The organism is Conexibacter woesei DSM 14684 (genome assembly GCF_000025265.1).
Taxonomy (GTDB): Bacteria; Actinomycetota; Thermoleophilia; order Solirubrobacterales; family Solirubrobacteraceae; genus Conexibacter; species Conexibacter woesei.
On record NC_013739.1, the window covers coordinates 2483190 to 2494990 of the forward strand.

Annotated in this window: 13 protein-coding genes; 7 read left to right on the forward strand and 6 right to left on the reverse strand. The window is 74.6% G+C overall.

Going from position 1 to position 11801, the window contains the following annotated elements:
- Positions 1-41 precede the first annotated feature (41 nt).
- The 3 genes from CWOE_RS11690 to CWOE_RS11700 are packed head-to-tail and all read left to right on the forward strand — an operon-like array spanning position 42 to position 2753.
- Entirely contained in the window at positions 42-848 is an 807-nt protein-coding gene (locus CWOE_RS11690) for a MaoC/PaaZ C-terminal domain-containing protein (protein ID WP_041732279.1), read from the forward strand.
- On the forward strand, positions 845-2059 hold the full coding sequence (locus CWOE_RS11695) for an acetyl-CoA C-acetyltransferase (protein ID WP_012933822.1): 1215 nt from the start codon (positions 845-847) through the stop codon (positions 2057-2059). Before CWOE_RS11690 ends, CWOE_RS11695 begins: the two co-directional genes overlap by 4 nt.
- A 25-nt stretch (positions 2060-2084) precedes the next feature.
- Entirely contained in the window at positions 2085-2753 is a 669-nt protein-coding gene (locus tag CWOE_RS11700; RefSeq protein WP_012933823.1) for a TetR/AcrR family transcriptional regulator, read from the forward strand.
- A gap of 22 nt (positions 2754-2775) precedes the next feature.
- Here CWOE_RS11700 and CWOE_RS11705 read toward each other — a convergent pair whose 3' ends face one another.
- Genes CWOE_RS11705 through CWOE_RS11725 form a run of 5 tightly spaced genes read right to left on the reverse strand, consistent with a single transcriptional unit; the run spans position 2776 to position 7420 of the window.
- On the reverse strand, positions 2776-3633 hold the full coding sequence (locus CWOE_RS11705; protein ID WP_012933824.1) for an enoyl-CoA hydratase: 858 nt from the start codon (positions 3631-3633) through the stop codon (positions 2776-2778).
- Positions 3630-4709, reverse strand: coding sequence for an acyl-CoA dehydrogenase family protein (locus tag CWOE_RS30595; RefSeq protein WP_012933825.1), 1080 nt, complete (start codon positions 4707-4709; stop codon positions 3630-3632). Before CWOE_RS30595 ends, CWOE_RS11705 begins: the two co-directional genes overlap by 4 nt.
- 10 nt (positions 4710-4719) lie before the next feature.
- Entirely contained in the window at positions 4720-5856 is a 1137-nt protein-coding gene (locus tag CWOE_RS11715) for an acyl-CoA dehydrogenase family protein (protein WP_012933826.1), read from the reverse strand.
- A gap of 4 nt (positions 5857-5860) precedes the next feature.
- Complete coding sequence (locus tag CWOE_RS11720; protein WP_012933827.1) at positions 5861-6622, reverse strand: enoyl-CoA hydratase family protein; 762 nt, start codon at positions 6620-6622, stop codon at positions 5861-5863.
- Between the two features lie 15 nt (positions 6623-6637).
- Positions 6638-7420: an SDR family oxidoreductase gene (locus CWOE_RS11725; RefSeq protein WP_012933828.1), complete on the reverse strand. Its 783-nt coding sequence runs from the start codon at positions 7418-7420 to the stop codon at positions 6638-6640.
- An 88-nt stretch (positions 7421-7508) separates the two neighbouring features.
- Here CWOE_RS11725 and CWOE_RS11730 point away from each other — a divergent pair, with 88 nt between their 5' ends.
- From CWOE_RS11730 to CWOE_RS11745, 4 genes are read left to right on the forward strand one after another with little or no spacing between them, the layout of a single operon-like run.
- Positions 7509-8378, forward strand: a complete 870-nt coding sequence (locus CWOE_RS11730) for a CoA transferase subunit A (protein WP_012933829.1) — start codon at positions 7509-7511, stop codon at positions 8376-8378.
- A complete protein-coding gene (locus tag CWOE_RS11735; RefSeq protein WP_012933830.1) occupies positions 8375-9157 on the forward strand; it encodes a CoA-transferase subunit beta in 783 nt (260 codons plus the stop codon). The genes CWOE_RS11730 and CWOE_RS11735 overlap by 4 nt, the downstream gene beginning before the upstream one ends.
- Positions 9154-10314 carry an NAD(P)H-dependent flavin oxidoreductase gene (locus CWOE_RS11740; RefSeq protein WP_012933831.1) on the forward strand — a complete coding sequence of 387 codons (1161 nt, stop codon included), beginning with the start codon at positions 9154-9156 and terminating at the stop codon, positions 10312-10314. Before CWOE_RS11735 ends, CWOE_RS11740 begins: the two co-directional genes overlap by 4 nt.
- A 5-nt stretch (positions 10315-10319) precedes the next feature.
- Positions 10320-11198, forward strand: coding sequence for an SDR family oxidoreductase (locus CWOE_RS11745; RefSeq protein WP_041730403.1), 879 nt, complete (start codon positions 10320-10322; stop codon positions 11196-11198).
- Here the strand turns inward: CWOE_RS11745 and CWOE_RS11750 are convergent.
- Complete coding sequence (locus CWOE_RS11750) at positions 11183-11800, reverse strand: TetR/AcrR family transcriptional regulator (RefSeq protein ID WP_041730405.1); 618 nt, start codon at positions 11798-11800, stop codon at positions 11183-11185. The two genes, CWOE_RS11745 and CWOE_RS11750, sit on opposite strands and share 16 nt — an antisense overlap.
- Position 11801: the final 1 nt, after the last annotated feature.

Consider the following 11801-nt stretch of genomic DNA (forward strand, 5'->3'; position numbering starts at 1 on the left):
CCGCGGTCGCCGCCTGCGCCGCATCGGTGAGAGACAAGGAGATGTCGCACGTGAATCCTCGAGAGGCGATCGGCCTCGACCTCGGTCGCCGCACCGTCGCGTACGACGACCGCGACGCCATCCTCTACGCGCTCGCGGTCGGAGCCCGTGCGACCGAGCTGGAGCTGGTCTTCGAGCGCGACCTCCGCGCCCTGCCGACGTACGGTCCCGCGCTCGGCCTGTGGGCCGCCGACGCGCTCGGCGAGCGCGGGCTGTTCGACGTCTCGCGCGCGCTCCACGGCGCGCAGCGGCTCGACGTGCTGGAGCCGCTGCCGCCGCGCGGCGAGCTGGAGCTGACCGCGCGTGTCGCGAACGTCTGGGACAAGGGCGACGCGGCCGTCTTCGAGGTCGAGGTCGACTGCCGCCAGTTCCGCTCCGTCGCCGCGATCTTCGCGCCGGGCAGTGGCGGCTTCGGCGGTGAGCGCGGTCCCTCCGCGGCGGGCGATCCCGAGCAGCCGCCGAGCGCGACCGGCAGCGTGCAGACGACGCCCGAGCAGGCGGCGCTCTACCGCCTCACCGGCGACCGGCACGCGATCCACGTCGACCCGGCGGCGGCAGCGGCGATCGGCCAGCCGCGGCCGATCCTGCACGGTCTCTGCACGCTCGGCGTCGTCGTGCGCGAGCTGGCCCGGATCGCCGGCGCACACGCGTGCGACCTCCGCGAGCTGGCGGTGCGCTTCGCCGCCCCGGTGCTGCCGGGCGAGCGGATCGAGGTGAGGACGTGGGAGACGGGGGAGACGCCGACGCGCTTCGCCGCCGCGACCGCGCGCGGCACCGTCCTGAGCGGCGGGGAGGTGCGGTTCGCATGAGCGAGCACGCTGTCATCGTCGCCACGGCGCGCACCCCGATCGGCCGCGCCGGCAAGGGCTCGCTGACCGAGCTGCGCGCCGACGACCTCGCGGCGATCGCCGTCCGGGCGGCGCTGGAGCGCGTGCCGCAGGTCCGGCCCGAGCATGTCGAGGACCTGCTGCTCGGATGCGGCCAGCCGGCCGGCGAGCAGGGGTACAACATGGCCCGCGTCGTCGCGCTGCTGTCGGGCCTGCCGGCGGTTCCCGGCGTCACCGTCAACCGCTACTGCGCGTCGTCGCTGCAGGCGATCCGCATGGCCGCGCACGCGATCGCGGCAGGCGAGGGCGACTGCTTCGTCGCGGCCGGCGCCGAGGCTGTCAGCCGCTACGGGCGCGGCAAGGCCGACGGGATGCCGGAGACGAAGAACCCGGCGTTCGACGGCGCCCGCGCGCGCACGGCGGCCCGTGCGCAGGGCGGCGCGAGCGCGTGGGCGCCCGCCGAGGGCCTGCCCGACGTCTACATCGCGATGGGCGAGACGGCCGAGAACGTCGCCGAGCACGCCGGCGTCACGCGCGCCGCGATGGACGAGTGGGCGGCGCGCTCGCAGCAGCGCGCCGTCGCCGCCCAGGCGGCCGGTCTGTTCGCGCGTGAGATCGTGCCGGTGACGACGCCCGCGGGCGTCGTCGTCGAAGCCGACGACGGCCCGCGCGCCGGGACGACGGCCGCGAAGCTGAGCGCGCTGAGACCGGTCTTCCGCCCGGACGGCCGCATCACCGCCGGCAACGCGTGCCCGCTCAACGACGGCGCCGCGGCGGTTGTCGTCACGAGCGCGTCGTTCGCGCGCCGCCACGGGATCGTCCCGCTCGCGCGGGTGCTCGCGACGGCGGTCTCGGCGGTCGATCCGGAGATCATGGGGCTCGGTCCCGTCGACGCATGCGGCCGGGCGCTGGAGCGCGCCGGCATGACGATCGGCGACGTCGACCGCGCCGAGATCAACGAGGCGTTCGCGGCGCAGGTGCTGCCGAGCGCCGAGCAGCTCGGGCTCGACCTCGACCGCCTGAACGTGCGCGGGGGCGCGATCGCGCTCGGGCACCCGTTCGGCATGACTGGCGCGCGGATCATGACGACGCTGCTGCACACGCTGCAGGACGACGACGCGACGATCGGGCTCGAGTCGATGTGCATCGGCGGCGGCCAGGGGATGGCGGTGGTCGTCGAACGACTCTCCTAGCCGGCGCATTGCATAGAGTCTCGGCATGGCTCAGAGAAGCAAGCGACCGGCCGCCAGAGCGTCGCGGGCGTCGGCGGCGAGAGCGGCGGGTCGCGCCGGGACCGGCCGGCGCGACGAGCTGCTGACGATCGCCGCCGACCTCTTCGCGACCGGCGGGTACGCCTCCACGACGGTGCGCGACATCGCCGACGCGGCGGGGATCCTGTCCGGCAGCCTGTACCACCACTTCTCCTCCAAGGAGGAGATGGCCGACGCGATCCTGAGCGGCTTCCTCGAGGACGTCCTCGCGCAGTACGACGAGATCGTCGCCGCGCGCGAGCCCGCGCGCGAGACCTTCGCGGCGCTGGTCTCGGCCACGCTGCTCGCGATGGATCGGCACCAGTCCGCGGTCGTGATCTACCAGAACGACGGCCGCCAGCTCGCCGCGCTCGAGCGCTTCGCCTACCTGCGGGACGCCGGCGGGCGGTTCGAGGCCGCGTGGACCGAGGTGCTGCAGCGCGGGATCGACGAGGGCGAGTTCCGCCGCTCGCTCGACGTGCCGCTCGCGTACCGGCTGATCCGGGCCGCGCTGTGGACGGTCGCCTCGTGGTACAGATCGGGCGGCGAGCACAGCGCGCCCGAGATCGCCGACCACTACGTCGCGATGCTGCTCGACGGGATCGCGCGCGGCAGACGCAAGAAGGCGAAGGACTAGACCCTTCCGACGCGATCGGCCGCTAGGCCGGTCTCGCCGCGTCGCGCATCGAGCGCGCGTCGTGGCCGCCGAGGTGGTCGCCGCCGACCTCGGCGTTGTGCGCGTGCGCGACGTGGTGGAGGCCGAAGACGGAGTCGATCCCGCTCTGGAGGCCCATCAGGTCCTCGGCCTGGTTGACCGCCTTCTTCGTCAACGCGAGGCCGAGCCGCGGCATCTTCGCGACCCGCTCGGCGAGCGCCAGCGTCTCCGCCTCCAGCTCGGCGCGCGGGACGACGCGGTTGACCATCCCGAGCGACAGCGCGCGCTCGGCGCCGAACCGCTCGCCGGTGAACAGCAGCTCCTTCGCGAAGCGCGGCCCCATCACCCACGGGTGCGCGAAGTACTCGACGCCGGGGATCCCCATCCGCACGACCGGGTCGGCGAAGAAGGCGTCGTCGGAGGCGACGATCAGGTCGCACGACCACGCCAGCATCAGCGCGCCGGCGACGCACGCGCCCTGCACCATCGCGATCGTCGGCTTCGGCAGCTCGCGCCAACGGCGGCACATGCCGACGTAGACCTCGGCCTCGCGCGCCATCCGCTGCTCGGCGCCCGCTCTGCCGACGTGGTCCCACCACAGCTGCGCGCGGCGCGGGAACGACCTGTCGGTGTCGCGGCCGGGGCTGCCGATGTCGTGGCCGGCGGAGAAGTGCTCGCCCGCGCCCGCGAGCACGATCGCCTTCACCTCGTCGTCGGCGACGGCCGCGTAGAAGGCGTCGTCGAGCGCGTAGGTCATCGCGGAGTTCTGCGCGTTGCGGTATCTCGGCCGGTTCATCCGCACGATCGCCACCGCGCCGCGGCGCTCGGTGACGACGACGTCCGCTTCCGTCTGCGCGCTCATCGCGTCGCTCCCGCTTCGGTCAGTCCCAGCGCCGCGGCGACCCGCGCGCGCTGCCAGTCGGCGTCGCCCCACGTGCGGCTCGTCGCCCACACGCGCTTGGCGAACAGATGGAGGTCGTACTCGGTCGTGTAGGCGATCGCGCCGTGCGCCTGCAGCGCGACCGCGGCGACCCGCTCGGCGGCGTCGGAGGCGAGCGCCTTCGCCATCGCGACGTCGCGGTCGGCGCTCGGCGCGCCCGTGTCGAGCGACCAGGCGGCGCGCAGCACCGCCGGCGCGGCGAACTCGACCGCCAGCAGCGCGTTCGCGAGCTGGTGCTTGACGGCCTGGAACGTCCCGATCGCGACGCCGAACTGTCTGCGCTCCTGGGCGTACTCGGTCGCCATCGCCAGCAGCGTGCGCGCGAGCCCGACCAGCTGCGCGGCGGTGCCGAGCGCGCCGCGGTTCCAGGCGGCGGCGACGTCGGCGGGATCGGCGTCGAGCGCGACCCCCGCCGTCGCGGCGTCCGCAACGCGCCCCGGCGCCCGCGCCCCGTCGACCGACGCGACGGGCTCGAACGCCGGCGCCTCGACCAGCCGCAGCTCGCCATCAGCCGCGGTCGATTGCTGGTCTCCACGACCAGCAATCGACCGCGCCTCGCGCGCGTCGCCGAGCAGCAGCACGTCGGCGACGGAGGCGTAGGGGACGAGCGAGCCGCCGTCGAGCGCGGCGCCGGCGAGCAGGTCGCCGGCGGTCAGGCGCTCCAGCAGCGGCTCGTGGCCGCCGGCGGCGGCGAGCAGCGGGCCGGCGACGAAGACGGTCTCGACGACCGGCAGCGGCAGGGCGGCGCGGCCGCACTCCTCCAGCATGCCGACCAGGTCGCAGGCGTCGAGGCCGAGGCCGCCTGCCGCCTCCGGGACGGCGGCGCCCGGCACGCCCATCTCGGCCAGCTCTGCCCAGATGCCGCGCACCCGGCCGCCGTCGGCGTCGGGGGTGCCGGGCCAGCCGGCACGCACGGCGGCGGGCGGGCATTCCGCTCGCAGCAGGTCGCGCACCGCCGCGCGCAGTGCGGCCTGGTCGCTCGTCAACGCAAAGCGCATGGGTGTGACCTCACTTCCGGGGCAGACCGAGCACGCGCTCGGCGACGATGTTGCGCTGGATCTCGTTGGTGCCGGCGTAGATCGGGCCGGCGAGCGCGAAGAGGAAGCCGCGCGACCACGGTCCGTCGAGCTCGGCCTCGGGCCCGAGCAGGTCGAGCGCCGTCTCGTGCAGGCGCACGTCGAGCTCGGACCAGAACAGCTTGTTGAGGCTGGAGCGGGCGCCGGTCGCGGCGCCGGCGGCGATCTCGGTCACCTGCTGGAGCGTGAACAGCTGGTACGCCTCGGCGTCGATCCACGCCCGCGCCACGCGGTCGCGCGCAAGCGCGTCGCCGGCCGCGCCGCGCTCGCGCGCCAGCGCGACGAGGCGCTCGGCGGCGCTGAGGAAGCGGCCCGGGGAGCGCAGCGTCAGACCGCGCTCGGAGCCGGTCGTCGCCATCGCGACGCTCCAGCCGCTGTCGACGCCGCCGAGCACGGCGTCGTCGCCGACGAAGGCGTCTTCGAGGAAGACCTCCGCGAAGCCCTCGTCGCCGTCGAGGCGGCCGAAGCCGCGCACGGTCACGCCGGGGGCGTCGAGCGGCACCATGAAGTAGGTCAGGCCGCGGTGGCGCTCGCTCTCGGCGTCGGTGCGGAAGAGCCCGAACATGTGCGTGCAGAAGGCGCCGCGCGTCGTCCACGTCTTCTGCCCGGTCAGCCGCCAGCCGCCGCGCTGCTCGTCGCGGACGGCGCGCGCCTTCGTCGCGGCGAGGTCGCTGCCGGCGCCCGGCTCCGACCAGCCCTGGCACCAGAGGTCTGCGCCCGCCGCCATCCGCGGCAGCAGCCGCTCCTGCTGCTCGGGCGTGCCGAGCTCGAAGATCGTCGGGGCGAGCAGGAAGATGCCGTTCTGCGTCACGCGCATCGGGGCGCCGGCGCGGTAGTACTCCTCCTCGAAGATCAGCCACTCCCAGATCGAGGCGTCGCGGCCGCCGTAAGCCCGCGGCCAGGAGACGACGGCCCAGCCCGCCTCGAACAGCGTCCGCTCCCATTCGAGGTGCTGGGCGAAGCCCGCGGCGGTGTCGCCGGACTCCAGCCCGTGCGGCACGTTCGCCTCCAGCCACGCGCGCGCCTCCGCGCGGAACGCCTCCTCCGCGGGGGTGTACGTCAGGTCCACGGCGTCAGCCCTCCGTGCGCCCGAACGTGTCGCGGACCTCGTCCGCGACGCCGTCGAGGTTCAGCTCGAACGTGAAGCCCTGCTCGAAGCGGTAGCTGCGCTTGACGTCGACCGGGTCGATCCCGTTGAGCGCCTCCTTCGCGGCGCGGATCACGAGCGGGTTCTTCGCGGCGATCTGCGCGGCGACGACGCGGGCGGCGTCGCGCAGCCGCTCGCGCGGCACGACCTCCAGGACCGAGCCGAAGGCGTGCAGCTCGGCGGCCGTCGCGGTTGCGGAGGTGTACATCATCGCCCGCATCTTGTGCTGGGGGACGAGGCGGGCGAGGTGGGTCGCGGCGCCGAGCGCGCCGCGGTCGACCTCAGGCAGCCCGAAGGTCGCGTCGTCGGAGGCGACGATCACGTCGGCGTTGCCGACGAGGCCGATCCCACCGCCGAGGCAGAAGCCGTGGACGGCCGCGACGACCGGGACCGCGCACTCGTAGACGGCGGCGAACGCGGCGTAGCAGCCGCGGTTGGCGCCGAGCAGCGCGCGGTGGCCGCCGGCGTCGGCCTGGATCTCCTTGATGTCGACGCCGGCGTTGAAGCCGCGGCCCTCGGCGCGCAGGACGACGACGCGCACGGCGTCGTCGTCGCCCAGCTCGCGCAGGACGCGCGCCAGCTCGAACCAGCCGGCGACGGTGAGCGCGTTGACCGGCGGGGCTTCGACGACGACCTCGGCGATCCCGTCGTCGCCGACGGTCGCGGTGACGAGTGCGGGTGGAGTCATTGGTGCGGGTCCTTCCTACGGGTGCTGGCTGCTGACGGAGACGACCTCGCCGGTCATGTACGACGCGTAGTTGCTGGCGAGGAAGGCGATGACGGTGGCGACCTCCCACGGTTCGGCCGCGCGGCCGAACGCCTCGCGCGTCGCCAGGCCGGCGAGCAGCTCCTCCGAGGAGGTCTTGGCGAGGTGGGGGTGCCTCGCGAGGCTGGGCGAGACGGCGTTGACGCGCACGCCGCTGGCAGCGACGTCGAGCGCGGCGCAGCGCGTCAGCGCCATCACGCCGGCCTTCGCGGCGGCGTAGTGGGCCTGACCCGCCTGCGCGCGCCAGCCGGAGATCGAGGCGTTGTTGACGATCGCCCCGCTGCCGCGGGCGACCATGTGCCGCAGCGCCGCGCGCGTGCAGCGGAATGTGCCGTTGAGCGTGACGTCGAGGACGGTCGACCACTGCTCGTCGGTCATCTCGACGATCGAGGCCTCGCCGCCGAGGCCGGCGTTGTTGACGAGCACGTCGAGCCGGCCGTGCTCGGCCACGACCGTGTCGATCATCCGCTGCACGTCGGCCTCGGCCGTCACGTCGCAGGGGATCGCGAGCGGCCGCTCGCCGGCCGGCTCGGCGAGCCGGTCGGCCGCCTCTGCGAGCCGGCGCTCGTGGCGGTCGCTGAGCACGACGCGCGCCCCTTCGAGCACGCAGCGCTCGGCGGCGGCGTAGCCGATGCCGGTGCCCGCGGCCGCGGTGACGAGGACGACTCTGCCGGCCAGCAGCGACCGGCCCGCGGGTGGTTGTGGTGTGGTTGGTGGCATCGCGAACGAATCCTACCTCTTCTACCAAGCGCTTGCTAGGCTAGCTCCCGCTGTGTTCGGATGAGCCGCGTCGGGAGGAGCAGGGAAGGTGTCCAGCAAGCGGATGAGCGAGGAGCAGGTCGTCGCCGAGCTGCGCTCGGGAATGACGATCGGCATCGGCGGCTGGGGTTCGCGGCGCAAGCCGATGTCGCTCGTGCGCGCGATCGCGCGCAGCGACCTGCGCGACCTCACCGTGGTCGCCTACGGAGGTCCCGAGATCGGCCTGCTGTGCGCCGCCGGGAAGGTCAGGCGGCTCGTCTACGGCTTCGTCTCGCTCGACTCGATCCCGCTCGAGCCGCACTTCCGCGCCGCCCGGCAGGCCGGCGCGATCGAGTCGGTCGAGTACGACGAGGGGATGCTCTACTGGGGGCTCTACGCGGCTGCCAACCGGCTGCCGTTCCTGCCGACCCGCGCGGGGCTCGGCTCCGGCGTGACGAGCGTCAACCGCGATCTCCGGACCGTCGTCTCGCCCTACGACGACGGCGAGGAGCTGATCGCGATGCCGGCGCTGCGGCTCGACGCCGCGCTCGTCCACCTCAACCGCGCCGACGCCAGGGGCAACGCGCAGTTCCTCGGTCCCGACCCCTACTTCGACGACCTCTTCTGCATGGCCGCTGAGCGCGCCTACGTCTCGTGCGAGCAGATCGTGGAGACCGCGGAGCTGACCGCGACCGCGCCGCTGTCGAGCGTGCGCGTCGCACGCTGGATGGTCCACGGCGTCGTCGAGGCGCCCGGCGGCGCGCACTTCACCTCGTGCGTGCCGGACTACGAACGCGACGAGGCGTTCCAGCGCGCGTACGTCGAGGCCGCGGAGGACCCGGACCGGTGGCGTGCGTTCGCCGACCGCTTCCTCGCCGGCGACGAGCGGGCGTACCAGCGGGCGGTCGCCGACTGGCGCGCGACGGAGGTGGCAGCATGAGCGCCGTGAGCGTGACCGAGACCGCGACGCGCGCCGAGGTCTGCGCGGTCGCCTGCGCCGACGCGTGGCGCGGCGACGGCGAGCTGCTCGCGAGCCCGTTCGGGACGATCCCGGCGATCGGCGCGCGGCTGGCGCGGGCGACGTTCGAGCCGGAGCTGCTGCTGACCGACGGCGAGGCGGCCTACGCCGCGGGCGTCTGGCCGGTCGGCGAACAGCCGCGCGTGCGCGAGGGCTGGCTTCCCTACCGGGCGATCTTCGAGCTCGTCTGGCGCGGCCGGCGCCACGTGATGATGATCCCGTCGCAGCTCGACCGGGCCGGCAACGCCAACATCTCCTGCATCGGCGCCGACTACGCCAGGCCGAAGGTGCAGCTGCTCGGCGTCCGCGGCGCGCCCGGCAACACCGTCAGCCACCCGACCAGCTACTGGATCCCCCGTCACAGCCCGCGCGTGCTGGTGGAGCGGGTCGACATGGTCGCGGGCGTCGGGCCGGCCGCGGCGGCGGCCGCGGGGCCCGCGGCGCAGCGGTTCCTCGACCTGCGCCGCGTCGTCACCGACCTCGCCGTGCTCGACTTCGGCGGGACCGGGGGGACGCTGCGGATCGTCTCGCTGCATCCCGGCGTGACGCTCGAACAGGTGAAGACGGCGACCGGCTTCGAGCTGGAGGTCGACGGCGCCGAGCCGGCGACCAGCCGCCTGCCGACCGGCGAGGAGCTGCGGCTGATCCGCGAGCTGATCGACCCGCGCGGGCTGCGCGAGCGCGAGGTCCCGAGCGCATGACCGAGGCGCCTGTGCCGCACCCGGCCCTGCGCACGCGCCTCTGCGAGCTGACGGGCGTCCGCGTGCCGATCGTGCAGACCGGCATGGGGTGGGTCTCCGACCACCGTCTCACCGCCGCGACCGCGAACGCCGGCGGGCTCGGGATCCTCGCGGGCGCGACGATGAGCACGGCCGAGCTGGCGGAGGCGATCGCGCGGACGCGGGCGCTGACGAGCGCGCCGTTCGGCGTCAACCTGCGCGCCGACCGCCCCGACGCCGCCGAGCAGGTCGACCTGCTGATCGAGGGGCGCGTCGCGGTCGCCTCGTTCGCGCTCGCGCCGAAGCCCGACCTGATCGCGCGCTGCAAGGCGGCCGGCCTCGTCGTGATCCCGTCGATCGGCGCGCTGCGCCACGCCGAGAAGGTCGCGGCGTGGGGCGCCGACGCCGTCATCGTGCAGGGGTCCGAGGGCGGCGGCCACACCGGCCCGGTGCCGACGAGCGTCCTCCTGCCGCAGGTCTGCGAGGCGGTCGAGATCCCCGTGATCGCGGCCGGCGGCTTCTGCGACGGGCGCGGGCTCGTCGCCGCGCTCGCCTACGGCGCCGCCGGCGTCGCGATGGGAACCCGCTTCCTGCTGACGCAGGAGAGCCCGGTCGCCGAGCAGGTCAAGCGCGCGTATCTCGAACGCGCCGTCACCGACACCGTCGTCACGACGGAGGTCGACGGCGTGCCGAACCGCGTGCTGCGCACCGGCGTCGTCGAGCGGATCGAGCAGACGAAGCCGCTCCGCCGCCTCACGCGCGCGGCCCGCAACGCGATCGCGTTCCAGAAGCTGTCCGGCACGTCGTGGCCGGACCTCGTGCGCGAGGCCGTCGCGACCAAGCGCGCGCGGGACCTCAGCTGGAGCCAGGTCGTGATGTCCGCCAACGCGCCGATGCTCTACCGCGCGGGCCTGCACGAGGGGCGCAGCGACGTCGGCGTGCTGGCGAGCGGGCAGGTTGTCGGGCGGATCGACGACCTGCCGACCTGCGCCGAGCTGATCGACCGCATCGTCGCCGAGGCCGGCGCGGTCCTCGACGGGCCGCTGCGCGGCGACCACGACGACCGCGGCGACCAAGACGACCGCGGCGACCAAGACGGCCGCGGCGACCAAGACGACCGCGGCTTCCGCCGCGGGTGAGTGCGGTGAGCGGGTTCGTGCAGGGGCGCGTCGCGATCGTGACCGGCGCGGGGCAGGGCCTCGGGCGCGCGCACGCGCATGCCTACGCGCAGCACGGCGCGCACGTCGTCGTCAACGACGTCGGCGATGGCGCCGAGCGCGTCGCGCGCGAGATCGCGGCCGCCGGCGGCTCGGCGCTCGCGCACGCGGCCGACGTCGCCGACTGGCGGGCGGCGGGCGGGCTCGTCGACGCCGCGCTCGCGCGCTTCGGCAGGTTGGACGTGCTCGTCAACAACGCCGGGATCGTGCGCGACCGCATGCTCGTCTCGATGAGCGAACAGGAGTGGGACGCGGTGCTGCGCGTCAACCTCAAGGGCCACTTCCTGCCGCTGCGCCATGCCGCCGCGCACTGGCGCGCGGTCGCGAAGGCGGGCGGCGAGCCGCGGGCGCGCGTGATCAACACGTCCTCCGGCGCCGGCCTGCTCGGCGCGGTCGGGCAGGGCAACTACGCCGCCGCGAAGGCCGGCGTCGCGGCGTTGACGCAGGTCGCCGCGGCCGAGCTGCGGCGCTACGGCGTCGCCGTCAACGCGATCGCTCCGAGCGCGCGCACGCCGATGACCGAGGCGGTCTTCGCCGAGCAGATGAGACGGCCGGCGGGCGCCTTCGACGCGATGGACCCGGCGAACGTCTCGGCCCTCGTCGTCTGGCTCGGCTCGGTCGAGGCGGGCGCCGTCAGCGGCCGCGTCTTCGAGGTCGAGGGCTCGAAGGTGAGCGTCGCCGACGGCTGGCGCTACACGCAGCCGGCCGACAAGGGCGCGCGCTGGGAGCCGGCAGAGCTGGGCGCCGTCGTCGCCGGCCTGCTCGCGCGGGCGCCCGCGCCGGCACCCGTCTACGGCGCCGCGTGAGCGACCGGCGCCGCCGGGACCGGAACCGCCAGCGCCTGGTGGAAGAGCGCGAAGCAGTCCTCGGCGAGGTCGTCGGTGCCGTAGGAGGCGGTGGGGCGGAACCACTCGACGGTGTGCCAGAGGCCGTCGCGGATGATCGGGTAGAGGACCCTCGGTCTGATGTCGCCGCGGAACGCCCCGGCTGAGACGCCGTCCTCGATCACGCTGAGCCAGGTGCGCCGCATCGAGGCGACCGCCTCGCCGACGTAGGCGAAGCGGTCGGTCTCGCGCAGGTGGTTGCGGTCGCGCTGGTACAGCTCCGACGCGTGCGGATGGTCCGCGGCGCAGCGCAGCGAGCTGCGGATCAGGCCGCGCAGCCGCTCCGTCGCCTCGCGCTCGCTGCGCAGGACCTCGGCGTAGCCGGCGAGCATGTCGTCGAAGTAGCTGGAGACGATCGCGTCGATGATCGTGTCCTTGGAGTCGAAGTGGTGGTAGATCGAGCCGGACAGGATCCCGGCGGCGTCGCCGATCTCGCGCACGGTCGTCGCCGCGATCCCCTTGTGCGCGAACAGCTCGGCGGCCTTGTCGAGGATGATCGCGCGGCGGTCTGGTGGTGTTGCCACT